Here is an 18,659-nt window from a genome sequence, read left to right as displayed (position 1 = left end):
CGCCGAAGGTTGAATATGATGCCCATCCTTCTGACTTGAGTAATCGGTAAAATTTTCTGCGCAAAGTAAGTCCATACTAATAACTCATAGGAAAAGGTTATGAACAAAAGCAAGGTTGCTTTGGCGATATCGACAGTACTCATTCTGTCCGGCTGTGGTGGCGGCGGATCAGATAAGAAAGAGCTGGAAAAGCCCGCTCCGGATGTCACAACACCGACGGCTGTTTCAAAGGTAAATCTGCAAGTGGCGGTAAGTGACACTGCCGCATTGCAAAATGCAACAGTGTGGCTGGAAAAGAAAACTCAACGCAATAACCAGCCGGATGCGGATGAACTGCGTGCTGTCACCGGTCAGGATGGCAGCGTTACGTTTGACAGCGTGCCGGTGAAAGATCTGGATAACTATGTACTGATGGCCGAAGTGGTTGCCGGAAAAGCGTCCCATCAGGGGCGCAATACTGTACACGGCAACTACCTGATGTCCGCCCCGCTGGTTGCTTCACTGGTAGCCGAACAAGCCGGTAAATCAGCGGCTGATACTGCCTCACATCAGGTTGAACTTAACCCACTGACCAGTGTGATTGAGCTACACCTGCTGCAGGCTCAGAAAGAAGGGAAAGAGCTTTCGATTGAAGGCGTGGCAGAAACGGTGGCGTTAAGCCTAGGTCTGGCAGAAGGCAGTGGCGCAGCGTTACTGGCGAGTTATACCAAGGATGACGAGGGGCGGTCACAGAAGCTTCGTCAGGCTGCTGCTTCCTTGGTTTATTCTGATGCTCTGGCTGAAACCGCCGACGATTTCATCACTAAACTGTCAATCCTGCTCAGTAATGCTGAGAAAATTGCAGCGGCTTTGAAAAGTGCAGCAGGTGACGAAATTGTCCTGTTGGATGCAACCGGTAATCTGTTGACCCTCAGCACACTGGACAGCGATAAAGACGGAGTGTTGGATGATCTGGATGCCTTCCCACACGATGATGCTGAATGGTTTGACACCGATGGCGATGGCATCGGGAATAATGCCGATGAAGATGATGATGACGATGGTTCTCCGGATACCGCAGACCCTTATCCAATGATGCCTAAGGATGTTGTAGACACGGATGGTGATGGCCTCAGCGATAAGTATGATGCTGATGATGACAATGACAAGGTGCCGGATGAGCTGGATGCTTTCCCACTGGATGCCACAGAGTCGGCTGATGCTGACGGTGACGGTATTGGCGATAATCGTGATACCGATGATGATAATGATGGCACCCTAGACACGGAAGATGCCTTCCCGCTTGATAAAGCAGAGCAATGGGATACAGATAAAGATGGCATCGGTAACAACGCCGATAACGATGATGACAACGATGGCTACGATGACGAGCGGGACAATGCGCCGCTACAAGCGCTGAATAAACCTGCGACTCTGAGTGCCTGTGTTGCCGGTCTGCCTGCGCTGGGTGGAGAGGGGGAAAGTGCCCTCGACCGACCAAACAGCCGTCTGTACCAGGTTTCGCGAAAAATGGCGACATCTGGCGAGATTCAGAACTATACCCAGAGTGAAATCGATGTTGATGTCTGGACCGGACTACCGACAGGTCAGCTGGCGGATCGGCAAATCAAAGTGACCCAAATCGCAGGGTACACGCCCGGGGAGGAATACAATGATTACCATCCGACGTTCGAGCATGAATATACCGATGCCCATACCGGAGAATACCTGGGTAACCGGGAAACTTTCCGTAACTGGTGGTCGATCAACGTAGATAGCAGTCCGTATGTCGAATTAGAGTTAGGCAAAGTGACACCAAGGTGGGTAGATCGGCTGGATAAGCACGCTCCCGAGACGCCTGTGCGACATGACAAGCTGTCAACCGAGTATTTGGGCAAAGATATTATCGAAACGGTCATGGGGCTGCGTGAGGTCTGTGTGGTTCAGCAATCCTCTGAGATGGTGTTGATGAACAATCAGGATTCCCAGGCTGAAAATCATCATCCTGTGGCTAAAGTGGTGGAGCAACGTAAACAGTATCTGGACACTGATAATCTGGCACAGCGAGTTGAAGTGAGTTATCTGGAGTATGATCCTGCTGCGGAAGGCAGCATCTCATGGGGATACACGGATTACACCAAAGATCTGGTTGGAGCCATTATCGATAACAATGCGTTTGGTCGTGACCCTGTCACAGAAAGGGGTTCGCCACTGGATCAGCCGGTCAGCCTGGCGCAATGTTTAGCCGGGTTGCCGGATAGTGGCTATACAGTAAGCCCTGATGAGGAAATATCATACTTAGTTGATCGTTTTGATTTGCACGATTTGAGTCGGCGCCTAGGGGTGTACACCATGATTCCTCAGGCCGGTGAAAATACCAGCTGGCGTGGACATGAGGGGCTGAGTCAATCCGTTGTTCGAGGGCATTTTGACAGCGGGACTTACAGTTTTAACGAGGTGTATTACAAAAACGCCGCGGGTGAGATGGTCGGCTTTGAAGGCACAAAAAATGCTGGAGATACCGTGGTGTGGGGTCAGTATGTTGAAAAAATGACACCGTGGTCAGCCGTGGCTGGCGCTTACTTCCTGCCGGAAGTGTCTTATGTTCGAGGGTTGCTACTAGGTGATCATCCTGAGCGCCATCGCTTCGAGCAAGTGACCAGCACAGTGTTTACCGGTCGTGTGCTTGAGTGGGACAAAGTCTCGGAAACGGACAGCATACCGGCCTGTGAAGTCAACCGCCGCCGGGAGGTCAGTTTCTATCAGAAAGATGGCCAGCCGGTGCTGGATTACTACGGTGAACCTCTGATTGAGATAACCGTTGAAAGAGACACCTATGATAATCATGGGTTGATCTATCGTAGCCGTCATCACAGCTATACCAGCTACCACGAAACCTGGAATCGATACTGATGTTTGACTGGCTGTATTGCTGAATCGCTAAGTGGCTATGAAGCTAAGCCGCAACGCAGCAAAGTAGCGACGCAGCAGACTGGTATCTGTCACCAATAACAAAGGCCGCATCAGCGGCCTTTTCTTATCGACTTCTTGTTTTTATTACACTTCTTGCGAAAGGAGTGATGGGGTGGAGTGGGTGTGAAGCGGTTATGCGTATTGTGTGGCCAACTCTGCTACCTTGTCGATGTACTGCTGCATCGCATTTTCAGCGTTTGTCCCTTTCAGTTGCTCCCAGGCGTCGTACTTAGCCGCACCTTTAAAATCAAACATCCCGGGTCTTTTGCCTGAAACGTCCCCTTCGGTCGCTTGTTTGAACAGGGCGTATAGAGCCAGCAGCTCATCATTGGTTGGGCGTTGTGTCAGCGTTTTAATGTTGGCCTGAGCCTGTTCAAATTGTGAATGTAAATCTGCCATGTGTCGATCCCTCATCAGGTTATAAAATTCATTCGGGTGTCAGTAATGAATGGACGATGATCCAGCGTCTTACCCAAATAGAAATGATACGGCTGTGCATCCATTTAACGTTCAATTCTATATTTACACTGGTCTGACAAGTTATCTATGTTGAAATTTAATAAATTTTAAAGCGATCACTTTTTATTTTTAATTTATAGAAATAATGAGTGTAAGCATTATTACAATGCCACAATCATCTTCTATTATTAATAGAAATTAAAAAACTGAAAATAGACTGGGTTATACATTTGGCTGGCATGGACAATATTTATCAAAGGGGATGCTATGTATGACTTTATCATAGTCGGTGCGGGTTCTGCGGGATGTGTACTTGCTAACCGACTCAGTGCCGACCCGGCTATCCATGTCTGCCTGATAGAAGCCGGACCAAAAGATGACAGCCCGATAGTGCATGTACCGCTGGGGCTCATCGGTATGATGCATTCGAAAAAAATGAACTGGCGCTATTATACGGAGCAGGAGCCCACGTTACAGTCTCGCCAACTGTTCTGGCCGCGAGGAAAAACCTTAGGAGGTAGCTCGTCATCTAACGCGATGTGTTATATACGCGGTCATGCCGATGACTATGACGAGTGGGCGGCGCAAGGTAATGCGGGCTGGGGGTTCGCAGATGTGCTGCCGTATTTTAAGCGCTCGGAGAACCAGCAGCGGGGCGAAGACGACTACCATGGTGCAGATGGTCCGCTGAACGTGTCGGATCTGCGTATCCGAAACCCGCTATCTGAAGCCTTTCTGCAAGCTGCGCAGCAGGCGGGCCACCCAATCAATCACGATTTCAATGGTGCCAGTCAGGAAGGGATCGGTTTTTATCAGGTAACCCAGCGTAACGGGCAGCGTTGTAGCAGTGCCGTCGCTTACCTGCGCCCAGCTGAACAACGAACAAATCTCACGGTGATTACTGATGCGCTCGTTACCCGAGTGCTGACAGAACAGGGTAAGGCTATTGGGATCAGTTATCAGAAAAAAGGCAAAACGGAGACACTGCTGGCCAGCAAAGAGGTGCTGCTAAGCGGAGGGGCCATCAATAGTCCGCAACTTTTAATGCTGTCGGGGATTGGGGAGCAGAGCGAACTCTCGTCGGTGGGCATTGAGCCTGTTCTCCATTTACCTGGGGTAGGTAAAAACCTGCAGGATCATCTGGATGTACTGGCTGTGACGCGTGAACGAACGTTTTATTCCGTTGGATTTTCCCCCGTCGCGCTGTTGCGTTCTGTGAAGGGAATCGTCGATTACCTATTGTTCAGGAAAGGCAATTTCACGACGAACATTGCGGAAGCTGGCGGGTTTGTAAAATCCGACCCGACTCTGGATAAGCCGGATATTCAGTTCCATTTTTCGCCTTGTTTCCTTGATAATCATGGGCTTAATTTGTGGCAAACCGTCCGTCACGGCTACTCGTTGCATGCTTGCAACCTGAGGCCCAAAAGCCGCGGCAGTTTGACGCTGGTGAACCACGATCCTGCACATCCTCCCAAAATCACACCGAATTATCTCAGTCATCCTGAAGATATTCGGGTAATGCTGCAGGGCTTGAAATTGTCCCGTGAAATTCTCAGCCAGCAGGCATTTGACCGTTATCGCGGGAAAGAAGTGTATCCGGGATGTGACGCACAAGATGATGAAGCGTTGCTCGCTTTTATTCGGCGTAAAGCGGAATCGATCTATCACCCGGTCGGTACCTGCAAAATGGGGCAGGACAGCATGGCAGTGGTTGATGAGCGATTACGGGTTCGGGGGATGTCGGGGTTGCGTGTGATTGACGCGTCGATAATGCCAACGCTCATTGGGGGGAATACCAATGCACCGACCATCATGATTGCAGAAAAAGCCGCTGATATGATTTTAAACGATTTATCTGACGTTGCACCTGCACCTATTATTTCAACGCATCAGGTAGCGTGATTTATCATCTTCATGGCGAAGTTGTGACTTATTGTTACCTTCGCCATTTTTTATAGATATTTTATCGATAGCCATATTTTTAAAATTGGTATGTTTTTTCTAATTTAATTTTCTATAATCTACCAATTTTATTTTTTGTTTAAAATTTGAGTTATTGGTTTTTATTTTAAATTAGTTAGCACTGATTATTTTTCGTGTATTGAAAAATAGGCTGTTAAGCCGGAGGGGATTATTCTATTATCGAACAGTGAAAAAATATTACTGAGGTTGACCAATGACGATAAACGATAATCTCAGAGATAAGCTCCATCTCCTGAAGCAGGACTTTTCCAGCCGCTTTGTGGAACAGTCTGCTGCTGCTAAACAGCGTGCTTTGCAGTTTATCGAAGAAGGATTGCCACCGGATCAGAAACTGGCGTTTCTCGCCAAAGTCAATGGCATGGTAGGGGATCAGCTGTATCACAAACAAAGCCCGTTAGCGCTATCGATGGTGTTTACTGATCAACGCCAGATCCTGAGTACTCATCCGGCATTATTGGCATCCCAGCTCCCCGGCGCTTCATCAAGGATTGTTCTTTATGTACATGGCTGGTGTATGGCTGATACCGGCTGGCAGCGTAAAGGGCATAAGCCTGATCAGTTGCTGGCTGCTGCGGGATATACTGCTGTTTTTCTTCGTTACAACACCGGCCACCATATTTCCCAGAATGGCGAAGAGTTGGCGACCGCACTGGAAGCGCTGATCCGAGCCTGGCCATGTGAGGTGACTGAGCTTGTGATTGTCGGCCACAGCATGGGCGGGCTGGTGACCCGCAGTGCTTGTTACTATGCTGAGCATTGCAACTATCAGTGGGTGCACCGACTGCAAACATTTGTCACTTTGGGTACACCACACAATGGGGCACCGCTGGCGCGTCTGGCTTCCTGGATTGATGAGCAGGCCGCGACTACGCCAAGTCTGAGTTTTTTGCAGAAACTGGGTGAAATACGCAGTAGTGGGACGAAAGATTTAAGCCGAGGCCTGATTGTGCATGAAGACTGGCTGCACACTGACAAGTCACCAAGTCATGATGCGATGCAGACCCGTCCGCGTTTACCTGACCAAGTACATTGCTTTGCGGTGGCAAGTTGCCTGGGGAAAAACCTTCATGATGAAAAAAATCGCCGTTTGGGCGACGGCCTTGTGCCTGTACCGAGTGCTCTCGGTGAGAGCGAACAGGGGATGCCGGCGCTGAATTATGCTGACCATGGAAAGTGGGTTGGGGCCGGCATTCACCATATTGACCTGATATGCCACCCGACAGTGATGGCTCAAATTCGCCAATGGGTACTTACCCACACTTTGTAGGGAATGACCTAGTAAGACATGACGTTGTAAGAAATCTTGTCAGCATTTATTAATGCAACTTAGGCACTTGCTCCGTCAGGCGCTAAGTTAAGATTTTGTCTTAATCGGTATTTTCGCTAAAAAACAGTGTGTTGCCTAAGGCGCTGGTTCTGTGTTACCCAGCATCGACGAAGCGCATAATATGACAGTGAAAGCTCGATAATTATTTTTGATGCTCAGGATGAAATAGATGATTTGTGGCGGTCATCAGAATGAAATATAAGCGTCTTTTTACTGTATTGCGCTTATAAACAATGAATCACGATTCTCTGATTGATGCACTGCATACCTGTGGTTGGTATGTTTGGGACGATTTTCTCTCGACAGAGAAAGTAAGGGCATTAGCCAGCTGTATTCCGGAGGAATGGACGCAAGCCGGAATCGGGCGGAATCAGGACTACATGCAGGCAAAATCGCGACGCCGCGACAAAATACAGTGGCTGGACGGCAACATGGGGCAGCCGGTTCAGGCTTATCTGGCCGAAATGGAAACGATCCGTCAGATGGTCAATCGTCACCTGTTTCTCGGTTTGTTTGAGTATGAATCACATTTTGCCAAATACGAGCACGGTGATTTTTATGAGAAACACCTGGACGCTTTCAAAGGCCAGAGCAACCGTAAGCTGACCACAGTGTTTTATCTCAACGAGCAATGGCATGAAGATGATGGCGGCCAGCTTAAAATGTATGACATGGAAGATAACTTGCTGAAAACGCTTGAGCCAAAAGCCGGCCGGCTGGTGGTCTTTTTGTCGGAAAATTTTCCTCATGAAGTGTTACCGGTACAGCGTGAACGGTTTAGCATTGCTGGTTGGTTCCGAACCAATGGGGTAACGGGCGACCGGATGGATATTTCCCGCTAGTTTTCGAGATACCCTGCTGAACGGTCTCGGTACTTATCAGCGCGTTCACTACAGAACACCATCACAAAAAGAGTCACGTCGTCATGGGGTGGCTTTTTCTTCTTTTTAGAACGGTTAACTTGTTTTCATTTCCCTTTATCAGTTTCTCTGCCGGCTTTCCTTCCCTTTTTTCTTTGTCCACTGTCAGCATTTTGTACTCCTAGTGGCTGATGCCCGACGGCGTGTATATCTGTTTAGAACGGTTTTAATCTCCTCGACTGAAAGTCACAGCGCAGCATATATGATCTTTCATATATCTGAGCCTGTGCATATAATAGCGGCAGAATAATAACCTTCAGGCCAGTAGCATGAAACGAATCCTTTTTCTCTGTACCGGTAACTCCGCCCGTTCACAGTTGGCTGAAGCGGCAATGCGTCATTTGGCGGGCAATGGCGTGGAGGTGTGTAGCGCTGGCATGCGGCCTGAAGGGGTTGACCCACGGGTTTATGAAGCACTCGCAGAGCAAGGGATCGACAGTTCCGGCCTTGAAAGCTTGTCGGTTCAGGATCTGGCGGATCAGCACTTTGATACCGTTATCACCTTGTGTGACAAAGCCAGCGATGAGTGTGCGTTGTTTGCTGATTCTGATGCGCTGTTACACTGGGACTTTAAAGATCCTAAACCGCTGCCTGGGCTCAAGCCGTTTCGTGACACGCTGGATGCGCTCATCGCCCGGATTTCCTTGTTTTTGATGTTAAACGGCACGGAATCGACGTCCGCGATGGGACCGGTCGAGCTGTTTAAAGTGATGAGTGATCCTCTCAGGCTCAAAATCCTGATGATTATAGAAGATGAGCAGTGGGTGACCGTCAGCGATCTTGTTGAAAGTCTGGGTGTCAGTCAGCCTAAAGTCTCAAGACATTTGGCATTGCTGCGCGATAGCGGGGTACTGGAAACGCGTCGGGAAGGACAATGGATCTTCTACCGTTACACGGAAAACCTGCCTGTCTGGGTCCGTCATGTTTTTACAACGGTTCGTAATGGCAATCCGGGAATAATCAATCAGGAAAAGCTCCAACTCAGTCAGCTCCAGCAACGTAAAGTGCCTGATAATCGTTCCGTGAAAGTGTAGCTTCTGCGCTCAGTGTCTCGTCACATTTGGCAGTGGCTTAATGCTAAGCTGCTGCTTAATTGTTTGTGGGTCCACGCTGTGTTTCCCTCCGTTTTATAGTTTTTCTAAACCTATCAGCTTCTTTTTGTTCCCACTTGCTTCGTTTTGTCCCGGCTTGTTTCGCGGTATCTCTGTTCACCTCGTTTTCCCTCACTCTTTCCATCTTATTTTGTTTTTGGTCACCATGTTGGTCAAGTTACGTCGTGTATCTACCGTGTTTTCCCTGTCCGAATACAGGGGAGCGCTGGTTAGCAGAGTGGTTTTTCTGTCAGTTAGGTTTCTGGGGCGGCTTCTCTTCGAGAAGGGGAGGTAAAAAGATCTGGAAACTATTTTTTGTCCTGATAGTATATATGAAAAATCATATATACGATTTTGTGTATATTCTGGCTTAGGCATAAGTATTGACCCCAGAGTGTGGCTAAGATTTTAGACACCAGCGTGGGTGACTATCTTTCGGACATAAGATCCCGGGTATTAGCGTCGGGTGCGAGGAGAATGGAACATGGCAATTAAAGTAGGCATTAACGGTTTTGGCCGCATCGGTCGTTTGGCACTTCGTGCTGCGTTTGACTGGGAAGAGCTGGAGTTTGTGCAAATCAATGATGTGGCTGGTGATGCTAAAACACTGGGCCATTTGCTGGAGTTCGATTCAGTTCAGGGACGCTGGCATCACAACGTGAACGTTGACGGGAACACGCTGCTTATTAACAACAAAACAATCCGTTGCACTCAGGAGCGTGATATTCAGGCGGTTGACTGGTCAGGTTGTGATGTGGTGCTTGAAGCGACCGGTGTTCACCGTAAGCGCGAGTTTCTGGATCAATATTTAGCGCAGGGTGTGAAACGCGTTGTAGTATCCGCTCCGGTGAAGGAGGAAGGGGTACTGAATGTCGTGGTTGGGGTTAACGATCATCTGTTTGATCCTGCACAACACCGCATTGTGACGGCAGCTTCCTGCACCACAAACTGTATTGCTCCTGTGGTTAAAGTTATTCACGAAAAACTGGGGATTGAGCAGTCAACCTTTACCACAATTCATGATCTGACAAACACTCAAACCATTCTGGATGCGCCGCATAAAGATCTGCGTCGTGCACGTGCCTGTGGGATGAGCCTGATCCCGACGACGACGGGTTCAGCCACTGCCATTGTCGAAATTTTCCCTGAGCTGGCCGGTAAAATTAACGGTCATGCGGTGCGTGTACCACTGGCAAATGCTTCGCTGACCGACATCATTTTTGATGTCAGCCGGGACACGACAGCCGATGAAGTGAATGCGCTGCTTAAAGAAGCAGCCGAAGGCGAACTGGCAGGTATTCTTGGCTATGAAGACCGCCCACTGGTATCGATTGATTACAAAGGCGATCAACGCTCAACGGTGGTAGATGCACTGTCGACGATGGTGGTGAATGACCGGATGGTGAAAGTCTATGCCTGGTACGACAATGAGATGGGTTATGCGACCCGTACCTCAGAGCTGATCCGCAAAGTGGGTCTGGCAGGTTAAGCTCGAATAAGTCTAAGAACAGGAATCTCTGAGTATGATCGCCGCCATTTCAAGTCTGTCTAAAGAAGTGCGCCAGTATATGTTGGTCACTTTTAACTACTGGAATTTTACCGTCACTGACGGAGCACTGCGTATGCTGGTGGTGCTGTACTTCCATCAACTGGGTTACAGCGCGCTGGAAATCGCCTCACTGTTCCTGTTCTATGAATTTTTCGGGGTTGTCACCAACCTGATTGGCGGCTGGCTGGGTGCGCGTATGGGGCTGAATCGTACCATGAACACCGGCCTGGCCATGCAAGTGGTGGCGTTGCTGATGTTGGCTGTACCGGTCAGCTATCTGACAGTGCCTTGGGTAATGCTGGCGCAGGCAATGTCCGGAATCGCAAAAGATCTCAATAAAATGAGCGCCAAAAGTGCTATTAAAACCCTGGTGCCTGATGGGCAGCAGGGGGCGCTGTATCACTGGGTCGCGGTACTAACCGGATCTAAGAATGCCCTGAAAGGGGCGGGCTTTTTTATCGGTGGTTTGCTGCTCACGTTGATTGGCTTCAAGGGCGCGGTGGTGGCCATGGCGTCGGTCTTGCTGGTGGTACTGGTGATGAGCCTGATGTGGCTGGACAAAGATCTGGGCAAAGCCAAGCAGAAAGTGAAGTTTTCTCAGATATTTTCCAAAAGCGTCAGCGTGAATATCCTTTCTGCCGCCAGAATGTTCCTGTTTGGCGCCAGAGACGTGTGGTTCGTGGTGGCGTTGCCGCTGTATCTGAGCGAAGTATTTGGCTGGGATCATCTCTGGGTAGGCGGTTTCCTTGCTCTCTGGGTGATTGCTTATGGGGTTGTGCAGGGTGTTGCACCGCATTTCACCGGCAAATCGCGTGGTGTGGTGCCGGACGGTAAAGCGGCAATGGGCTGGGCTGCCCTGTTAGCCGCTGTGACGGCACTGGTGGCGATTGGCGTGCAATCAGGCTGGCAACCAGGGTTAACTATTATTGCTGGCTTGCTGAGTTTCGGCGCGGTGTTTGCCATCAACTCATCACTGCATTCCTATTTGATTGTCAGTTATGCAAAAGAAGACGGTGTGTCTCTGGATGTTGGTTTTTATTATATGGCCAATGCGATGGGGCGATTAATTGGCACCATTTTGTCGGGATGGATATATCTGGCATTCGGACTGGCGGCCTGCTTGTGGGTATCATTTGTATTTCTGGCCGTGACAACGCTGATTTCTGTCTGGCTACCCGCCCATAAAGCGGATTAAGCTTTTCGACTTAGTCACTGATTAACTATTCGACACTCAGATACAAAGCCCAGAGTACCGTTGTGCTCCGGGCTTTTCTTTTTTGCATATTTTTTCCGTCGTTAACGTTGTTGATAAAAACCATTGATGAAATAGTGATGTTTATCAATATTCTGTTTACTGTTAATTTATATTAAAGTAGATGCACTTTTAACGCGAAGCTGCATGCTGTAAAGTCGCCCCCGTTTCTCAATACGTCTAAGGAATGGGTGACAGCGTTTTCTATGAATTCAGCGGTTACACAATAGTGATGGAAGCAATAATAAACGAGCTGAAATGGCTGGGTGGAGAAGCATTATTCGAAGCCACCACACAACTACTCTATAAACATTTTGGCGCGACAGATGTCTTTATTGGCTATTTTGTCGATGGCAACACCTCTATTCAGACGCTGTCTTATCGTCATCGCGGCGAAATAAGCGACAATTTTCGCTACCCGCTGGATGGAACTCCATGCTCTGATGTGCGCTGTTTAAATCAGATTTGTTGTTACAGCGCCAATATTCAGGCGTTATTTCCCCGAGATACTGCATTGAAGGATCTGCAGGCTGAAGCCTACGTGGGTATTCCTGTCTATGCGAAAAAAAATACTCCGGAAGGCATTATTGTCTGTCTGTTTGATAAGCCATTTGAGTTGCCGGATGAACTGGTGGCGGTCTGCCAGTCACTGAGTTATTACCTTGGTGTGGAAATGCAATATTCTGCGTTGCTGGAGCGCCAGGATCAGTTGCTGTGGGCGCTGGAAGAAGGTCAGCGTGTTGCCAAGGTTGGTAGCTGGGTTTGGAATTTGAATCAGGAATCTTTCCGCTGGAGTAAAGAGGTATACCGTATCTACGGTTTGCCAGATGAAACACTGGAACCGTCGCTGACTCTGCTGGAAACCCTGATTCACCCGGAAGACCGAGATTGGGTACTGAATGCCCTGCACAGCGCCATTGCTTCAGAATCGCACAGCTACAACCTGGTTCATCGGACATTGCTGGAAGATGGACAAATTAAATACCTGCGAAAGCGGGCAGAAGTGATTCGCAACGAATTTGGCGCACCGGTACAAATGCGTGGAACCGTGCATGATGTCACCGATGTGTATCAGATTTCCGCCAAACTAACGAAAACGTCGCGCCAGCTGAACACAGCATTTACCTATGTCGAAGAAGGTATCTGGGAATACGACATCGAAAAACGCGAATTCGCGACATCCCCGAAGTTCTGGCAAATTCTGGGAAGGGAAAAACCGACCTGCGGTAATGATCTTGATATCTGGCTTGACTCTATTGTTGATGAAGACAAAGAAGAAGGGCTGACCTTTTTTAATAGCTTTCTTCAGCAACGTCATACTTCAGTGTTTCAATTTGAGTTTCGCCGGAAACAGCATTTTGCTTCTGGTGAGTCAGTCAGTAAAGAACACTGGCTAAAGATTAAAGGCAGTGTGATTGCCAAAGATGAAGCGGGTAATCCGGTTAAAATCGCTGGTATACAGCGTGATATTACCAGTAGTGTCGAAACCAAGCGTCAGCTCAGCCGTGCTAAGGTTGTATTTGATAATACGTCGGAATGTATTCTGATCACAGATAAACATAACCGTATTATTTCGGTTAACCGTGCGCTGGAAGAAACTACCGGCTATCGCGAGCATGAAATATTAGGCTTGCGCCCGAATGTGTTGTCGTCGGGTATTCATGATAAATCGTATTATGAATCTCTGTGGAAGCACCTGAGTGAATACGGACACTGGAAAGGGGAAGTCTGGAATAAACGCAAGAACGGTGAAATCTATCCAGAAGAAATGTCCATCAATGTGATTCGTGATGATAATCAGGAAGTGATTAACTTCGTCGCGGTATTTCGGGATATAAGCCATTGGAAAAAAGCGGAAGAGCAACTGAGCTTTTATGCCTATAACGATCCGTTGACCGGACTGGTAAACCGTCGCAGTTTTGCCCATCGCGTCAGCAAACATATCGACCAGATGTCCAATCGCCATACCCAGGCCTTCGCTCTGCTGTTTATTGATACCGATGACTTTAAGTCGATCAACGATCTCTACGGGCATGATTTTGGCGATAACGTACTGGTACATATCGCGAACTGCCTTAAAGGTATTTTTGCAAACCATGATGACATCTGCCGCTATGGCGGCGATGAATTTTGTGTCTTACTGCCTGATACCACCGCCGCTGAAGCCCGGCAGTGGGGACAAGAAGTGGTTAACCGTATCTCTCAGACCTTTATGATTGATGGCGTGGAGGTGAATACGACGGTCAGCGTTGGCATTTCTTCTTATCCGGAAAGCGGGGAGACGCACAGTGAGCTGCTGAAAAATGCCGATTACGCCATGTACAACATGAAAGGCAATGGCCGGAATGGGATCTGTGAGTACGACAGCAACATGCAGTCTCAGTACATCGAAAAACTGAAACTGCGTGACCGCCTGAAAAAAGCCATTACCGAAAATGCGTTGACGGTGCACTACCAGCCGATCATTGATGCCGACAGCGGTAAAATAAAACGGTTTGAAGCCTTGCTGCGTTGGTTCGATGACGTCGAGGGATTCATTTCTCCCGAAAAGTTTATTCCGGTTGCAGAAAAATATGGGCTTATTACTCACCTTGGCGAATATGTTCTGCATCAGGCGTGCCGTGATTTGTGCAAAGTCCATCAGGCCGGCTATACCGATATCGCATTTAATATCAATCGCTCCGTAAAAGAGTTTATGAATTATCAGGCCACACCTATGGTCTGGGATGTGATTGAGAAGTATGGCCTGACGCCGGATTCGGTGATCATTGAAATCACGGAAACGACCGCATCCAGTGAGAGCCAGAATATTCAGGCGCTATTGGGAGAGTTCAAACAGCGCGGCATTAAGGTGGCGCTGGATGATTTCGGAACCGGGTATTCCTCGCTGAGTTCTGTGGTCGAGCTGAGGCCCGACATTATCAAGATTGATCGGAGTTTTATCCGGGAGATGGAACACAGCCAGGATAGTCGGACACTGGTATCTCTGATTATCGACCTCAGCCACAAACTCGGTATTCAGGTGGTGGCGGAAGGGGTGGAGAATCGGGCACAGCTTGAGTGTCTGCAGGAACTGAACTGTCATTACGTTCAGGGTTTTTACTACAGCCCGGCACGCCCGCTGACCGATTGCCTGGTGATGCTGAACAATCAGTATGAGGAAGGGCTTGAAGATGACAGAAGCCATGATTTATACGATGCTCAACAGGAAGAGATCTGAGATCTAATTACTCGGTGCTAGATGCTAGGTGCTAGGTTCGGGGTAATAGGTAATTGGGTTCTGGGTAAGTAGCGACTAGGTATTTAGCTCAGGTATAAGAGCAAAGCCATTCGTGTTCGTCATAAATCGGTATCACGACACGTTTGGCATTATGCGCGCAAGATGAGTAACATAGCAGCCGAAACATGACAGGAGTAGTTAGATGCAGGCTGTATGCTTTGATTTTGATGGTACCTTGGTAGATTCCGAGATTTTTCACGCTGAGAACTGGAGCCAGTATCTGGCTAAATGGGGAGTCGATATCTCTGCCGCAGACTTTTTACGTGATTATGCCGGAGTACCGTGGGAGAAGGTTGCCACTGCGTTTCACCAGCAATATCAGCTGACCCATTGCCCGTCTACAACGGTGGCTGACATGGAGCACCTGACACACATCGCCCTGATTGAACGTGGCGTACCACCTAAACATGGTGCGGAAGGATTGCTGCGCCAGCTACATGGCCAACTACCGCTGGCGGTGGTGACCGGCGCTCCGCGTGAGTACGTCGAAGGGATTCTGGCAAAGCTGGGATGGCTGGAGTTTTTCGATCATATTTTTTGCGGAAATGAAGTGGCTTCCAATAAGCCTGCTCCGGATATCTATCAGCTTGCCTGCCAGACTCTGGGTTACTGCACCACGCAAGTTGTTGCCGTGGAAGACAGTATGACCGGTGCGATGTCGGCCACCTCGGCCGGGTTGCGACTCGTTGTCGTGAATGACAGTCATCCGGTCGGGCGAGAGATGACTCCGTATCGTTACCAGACACTGGTTGAAGCGCACGAGCAGCGCGCCAGCTGGCTGGTTGCTTAATGTGTTGCTTACAGCAGCACTAAATGACAAAAATGTAAGGCATTTTTATGCAAGATGATGAGATTATGACTGGCGACATGCTGGTTGAAACGGTAAAAAACCAGCTTGATGATGGTAATCCGATCAAGGTGAAAGAGACGCTGATGCGACTGGTAATGACCGGCACGCCGCGTGATGAAGCAATTGAGATGATCGCCTGCGCTTTATCGGTTGAAGTATTCGATGTGGCGAAAAATGGCGGTAGCTTTGATCTGAAACGTTACAGCGAAAACCTTGATGCATTACCGGATATGCCGTGGGAATTTGAAGACTGATTCTTCTGAATCTGCTGAAAAGGTATAAAAAAGGAGCCGCACGATGCGGCTCTTTTTTTGTCCTCAAATCCAGATTGCCCCATTGGCCAGACTCTTTTTGTTGCGGGTAGTTTAATTGTTTGTTGGCTTTGGTTTTTGTCAGTCAGGCTAAAGATAAGACTATCATCTATGAGCTTTATCCTGTTTTTCTGGTTTTATCCGATGAATTGTTTAATTTCATTAGGCGCCATCAGGCCACCACTGCTTTTAACCCGCTTCCTTGCTTATGATTTAACCTTAAAAAAGAAATTTTTTAGTGCTTTGGACTGGAAGTATGCTTATATATAGTCTACTGGTCTGTTTAATTGATATAAGTCAGGTTTTTGGTGTGTGATGTTGCTCAAAAACCGATTAATCATCTTTAATGGTAGAAAATCCCGGTTCGATTTGTTGATTTGTGGTTAAAAAACGGGCGCACATTCCGAGTTATTTACATTATTGTGTATATAACTTTTAACAAGGCCGCAAGGATACAAAATATGATTATTGGTGTACCTAAGGAAATTAAAGTTCACGAATACCGTGTGGGTATGGTGCCGGCTTCAGTGAGTGAAGCTGTTGCGCATGGACACACTGTGTATGTGGAAACCAATGCGGGTTCTGGGATCGGTTTCAGTGATCAGGACTACATTGATGCAGGTGCCCAGATTCTGCCAACAGCCGTCGCTGTTTTTGCAGAATCAGACATGATTGTAAAGGTCAAGGAACCTCAGGCTGTTGAGCGTGCATTACTGCGTGAAGGCCAGATCCTGTTTACTTACCTCCACCTTGCGCCTGATCCGGAGCAAACGCACGATCTGATCAACAGCAAAGCGGTATGTATTGCCTATGAAACCGTGACCGATGATAAAGGCCGGTTGCCGTTACTGGCACCGATGTCTGAAGTCGCGGGTCGTATGTCTGTACAGGCCGGGGCTTTTGCACTTGAGAAATCTCGTGGCGGCCGTGGCATGTTACTGGGCGGTGTCCCGGGTGTAGAACCAGCTAATGTTGTGATTATCGGTGGCGGGGTCGTGGGTGCCAATGCCGCTCAAGTTGCCGTAGGTATGCGGGCTAACGTGGTAATCCTGGACCGTAATATCGACGTGTTGCGCAGTCTTGATGCCCAGTTTGATGGAAAAGTGCAGTGTGTTTACTCAACAAAAGACGCTATCGAAAAGCATGTGCTTGACGCTGACTTAGTCATTGGTGGAGTGCTGGTGGCCGGTGCGGCTGCGCCGAAACTGGTCACTGCAGAAATGGTGTCAAAAATGAAGCCGGGCTCTGCGATTGTGGATGTTGCGATTGACCAAGGGGGCTGCGTCGAAACATCGCACCCGACAACCCACAGTGAACCGACCTACATCGTGGACGATGTTGTGCACTACTGCGTGGCGAACATGCCGGGAGCGGTGGCAAGAACATCCACCTTTGCGCTGAACAATGCCACATTACCGTACATTCTGAAACTGGCAGACAAAGGTTATAAAGCGGCACTGCAGGAAGATAAGCACCTACTTCACGGCTTGAATGTTTACCGCGGACAGGTGACCTGTCGCGAAGTGTCAGAATCGTTAAACCTGCCATATGTAACGCCTGAAAGCGCACTGGCCGGTTAATTCAATTTCTTGATTAATCATATGAAATCCCCGTTTACGGGGATTTTTTATTTACCGACTTTATTTGCCACTGTGTTAATTGTTTTTTATGGCGCTTATTTGGGTTGATTTTATCTGTCATGGCATGAAAATTATTTTATTTCATTATCTTAGAGTTATCGGCCTAAAAAAGACGTAGTTAAGTGATCTTATGGTGACAGAAAAATGATTAATAAGTGCTTGATGAAAAGAATAAAAATATTTTTTGAAGAATCGGTGGTATTTTAAAAATTGCTCTCTGTTTATAAGAAGTTATCGTTCAGAGGGCATATATGGCATCTCTAGTCAGGCAACGCTTATATGTGCATGATATATATAACCGATTGATGGAAGTGGTAAGAATAAAAAAGCAGTACATGAATGTACTGCTTTTTTATTCTGAGCTGATTTGAAGAGGAACAGTTAGCCATCAGGCGTGTGCGTAAATCACACTACCGCCTTTAATGGTGTTAATAATCTCTTTAGATAGTTCTTCCGGTAACGCTGGACATCCCCAGCTTCGTCCCAGATAACCATGTCGGCGAATGAACGACTCTGTCGCGTAGTCTGCACCGTGAACCACGATATAGCGGCGGCGAGCGTTGTCATTGATGCCCTTTGTGAGTCCGTCCAGGCGGAGTGAGTAACCATTACCACCATAATAGGTCGTGTCGGTCAGAAAGGTACCCAGCGAACTTTGGCGTGAATTTACCGTGTTGGAAAAACGGTTGGCCACTTTACCCCCGCTGTTGACACCGTGTGACACGTAGGTGTGATAAAGCAGGCGGTTAGTTCTTAAATCAATGACGTAAAAACGTTTTTGTGTTGATGGCTTACTGAAATCAATGATTGTCAGCAATTGTTTTTTACGTTGTTGTGTTTTGTAATAAGCATTAAAACCCTCTTCAAATACTTGATAATTAATTACGCCCTCTAGTTTGGCTTTCTTATAAACATCCTTGGCAAGGATGTCTGAATTATTGCTCTTTGTGTACGATTGAGCATTGATCACACTCGCCGATACAAGTGCTGGTAAGCTGAGCAGAGCCCAAACAAACAAAAAAATTACTTTTTTCATTTTCCC

The 18,659-nt window shown here is 48.0% G+C and carries 13 protein-coding genes; 11 read left to right on the top strand and 2 right to left on the bottom strand.

Features of this window, described 5'->3' with window-relative positions:
* Nucleotides 1-99 precede the first annotated feature (99 nt).
* The gene (locus FH974_RS09495; RefSeq protein ID WP_207103228.1) at nt 100-2,892 is read left to right on the top strand and encodes a thrombospondin type 3 repeat-containing protein; all 2,793 of its coding nucleotides are present in this window, start codon (nt 100-102) and stop codon (nt 2,890-2,892) included.
* A 192-nt stretch (nt 2,893-3,084) separates the two neighbouring features.
* Here the strand turns inward: FH974_RS09495 and FH974_RS09490 are convergent, their stop codons facing one another.
* Entirely contained in the window at nt 3,085-3,351 is a 267-nt protein-coding gene (locus tag FH974_RS09490) for an acyl-CoA-binding protein (protein WP_047885692.1), read from the bottom strand.
* A 327-nt stretch (nt 3,352-3,678) separates the two neighbouring features.
* On the opposite strand from FH974_RS09490, the gene FH974_RS09485 reads away from it, so the two are divergent.
* The 10 genes from FH974_RS09485 (at nt 3,679) to ald (ending at nt 17,557) form a co-directional block, all read left to right on the top strand.
* On the top strand, nt 3,679-5,316 hold the full coding sequence (locus FH974_RS09485; protein ID WP_047885691.1) for a GMC family oxidoreductase: 1,638 nt from the start codon (nt 3,679-3,681) through the stop codon (nt 5,314-5,316).
* Nucleotides 5,317-5,590: 274 nt separating this feature from the next.
* The gene (locus FH974_RS09480; RefSeq protein ID WP_047885690.1) at nt 5,591-6,664 is read left to right on the top strand and encodes a lipase family alpha/beta hydrolase; all 1,074 of its coding nucleotides are present in this window, start codon (nt 5,591-5,593) and stop codon (nt 6,662-6,664) included.
* A gap of 293 nt (nt 6,665-6,957) precedes the next feature.
* Entirely contained in the window at nt 6,958-7,566 is a 609-nt protein-coding gene (locus FH974_RS09475; RefSeq protein WP_047885689.1) for a 2OG-Fe(II) oxygenase, read from the top strand.
* Between the two features lie 347 nt (nt 7,567-7,913).
* The gene (locus tag FH974_RS09470; RefSeq protein WP_047885688.1) at nt 7,914-8,678 is read left to right on the top strand and encodes a metalloregulator ArsR/SmtB family transcription factor; all 765 of its coding nucleotides are present in this window, start codon (nt 7,914-7,916) and stop codon (nt 8,676-8,678) included.
* Between the two features lie 541 nt (nt 8,679-9,219).
* On the top strand, nt 9,220-10,224 hold the full coding sequence (locus FH974_RS09465; protein WP_047885687.1) for an ArsJ-associated glyceraldehyde-3-phosphate dehydrogenase: 1,005 nt from the start codon (nt 9,220-9,222) through the stop codon (nt 10,222-10,224).
* A 34-nt stretch (nt 10,225-10,258) separates the two neighbouring features.
* Entirely contained in the window at nt 10,259-11,479 is a 1,221-nt protein-coding gene (arsJ, locus tag FH974_RS09460) for an organoarsenical effux MFS transporter ArsJ (protein ID WP_047885686.1), read from the top strand.
* 289 nt (nt 11,480-11,768) lie between these two features.
* Nucleotides 11,769-14,756 carry a sensor domain-containing protein gene (locus tag FH974_RS09455; RefSeq protein WP_169776033.1) on the top strand — a complete coding sequence of 996 codons (2,988 nt, stop codon included), beginning with the start codon at nt 11,769-11,771 and terminating at the stop codon, nt 14,754-14,756.
* Between the two features lie 202 nt (nt 14,757-14,958).
* On the top strand, nt 14,959-15,606 hold the full coding sequence (locus FH974_RS09450; protein WP_047885685.1) for an HAD family hydrolase: 648 nt from the start codon (nt 14,959-14,961) through the stop codon (nt 15,604-15,606).
* Between the two features lie 47 nt (nt 15,607-15,653).
* Complete coding sequence (locus FH974_RS09445; RefSeq protein WP_047885684.1) at nt 15,654-15,920, top strand: hypothetical protein; 267 nt, start codon at nt 15,654-15,656, stop codon at nt 15,918-15,920.
* 518 nt (nt 15,921-16,438) lie between these two features.
* Complete coding sequence (gene ald / locus FH974_RS09440; RefSeq protein WP_047885683.1) at nt 16,439-17,557, top strand: alanine dehydrogenase; 1,119 nt, start codon at nt 16,439-16,441, stop codon at nt 17,555-17,557.
* A gap of 448 nt (nt 17,558-18,005) precedes the next feature.
* Here the strand turns inward: ald and FH974_RS09435 are convergent, their stop codons facing one another.
* The gene (locus FH974_RS09435; protein ID WP_047885682.1) at nt 18,006-18,653 is read right to left on the bottom strand and encodes a murein L,D-transpeptidase catalytic domain family protein; all 648 of its coding nucleotides are present in this window, start codon (nt 18,651-18,653) and stop codon (nt 18,006-18,008) included.
* Nucleotides 18,654-18,659: the final 6 nt, after the last annotated feature.

The organism is Photobacterium ganghwense (assembly GCF_017329545.1).
GTDB classification, from domain to species: Bacteria; Pseudomonadota; Gammaproteobacteria; order Enterobacterales; family Vibrionaceae; genus Photobacterium; species Photobacterium ganghwense.
This window is presented reverse-complemented; position numbering and strand designations above follow the sequence as displayed.